At 72.3% G+C, this 1,089-nt stretch carries 2 protein-coding genes; both read left to right on the top strand.

Annotated elements, in window-relative coordinates; all coding sequences use genetic code 11:
• The coding region (locus tag GUY60_RS37790) for a hypothetical protein (protein ID WP_161706015.1) at window positions 1–311 on the top strand (311 nt) is incomplete at its 5' end.
• A gap of 108 nt (window positions 312–419) precedes the next feature.
• The gene (locus tag GUY60_RS37795) at window positions 420–1,061 is read left to right on the top strand and encodes a TetR/AcrR family transcriptional regulator (protein WP_161706016.1); all 642 of its coding nucleotides are present in this window, start codon (window positions 420–422) and stop codon (window positions 1,059–1,061) included.
• The last annotated feature ends 28 nt before the right edge of the window (window positions 1,062–1,089 follow it).

Here is a 1,089-nt window from a genome sequence, read left to right on the forward strand (position 1 = left end):
GGGCGGGGTACGTGCTCCTCGCCCGAGCCTGGGTGAGCTGCGACATCGGCGTGAACGCGGCCGCGAACTCCTTCCCCCTGCTCCTGGTGTTCATCGGGCTGACCGTCGTGGGCACGCTCTGGTGGGGCGTCGCGTGGGGTCTCGTGGGCGGTCGGTACGGGGTGCTGCCGGGCCTCGCGTGCGCGGTGCTCGGCGCGCTGCTCCTGGTGTGGGGCGCCCTCGCCTGGCTGCACGCCCCCGACGGCTACCCGGCGTTCTCCTGCCCGCCGGACAACGTGCCGCCGTGGTGGCCGGAATGGGTCCCGCTGTGACCGGAACGGTTCGGGAGGCCTTCGCGCCTCGGCCATCGTCGACGTGGGCGCCGGTCAGGGGTCGTAGTCTTACCGGGGAGTAATCGCGAGACGGGGAGGGCGACCGGCGTGGGCGCTGTGAAGGGCAAGCGGATGCCGCGGGCCGTACGTGAGCGGCAGATGATGGACGCCGCCGTGCAAACGTTCGCTCAACTCGGGTACCGGGCCGCGTCCATGGACGAGATCGCGGAGCTCGCCGGTGTGTCCAAGCCACTGGTCTACCTCTACCTGAACTCCAAGGAAGACCTCTTCACGGCCTGCATCCGCCGGGAGGCCGCCGCGCTCGTCGACGCGGTGCGCGCCGCGGTCACGCCCGGTGAGTCCGCCGACCGCCAACTCTGGTCCGGGCTGCGGGGGTTCTTCACGCACACCGCCGAGCACCCGGACGGCTGGGCGGTACTGCACGCGCAGGCGCGTACGCAGGGGGATCCGTTCGCGCGTGAGGTCGCCGTGATGCGGGAGGAGATCGTCGCGTTCGTGACACTGCTCATCGCGGAGGCGGCCCGGGAGGCGCACCGCAACCCCTCGCTGCCCGAGCGCGAGGTGGCGGGCCTCGCCGAGGCGCTGGTGGGCGCGGCGGAGGCGTTGGCGGCGTGGGCGAACACGACGGAAGGGGTCTCGGCGAAGGAGGCTGCGGCCACGTTGATGAACTTTGCTTGGGCGGGGTTGGGGAACCTCATGCGGGGGGAGCCGTGGGCGCCGCCCCGTTAGGGGTGCTGTTGTCCGTGGCTCGGTCCCC

It is taken from the genome of Streptomyces boluensis (assembly GCF_009908195.1).
In the GTDB taxonomy this organism is placed as follows: Bacteria; Actinomycetota; Actinomycetes; order Streptomycetales; family Streptomycetaceae; genus Streptomyces; species Streptomyces boluensis.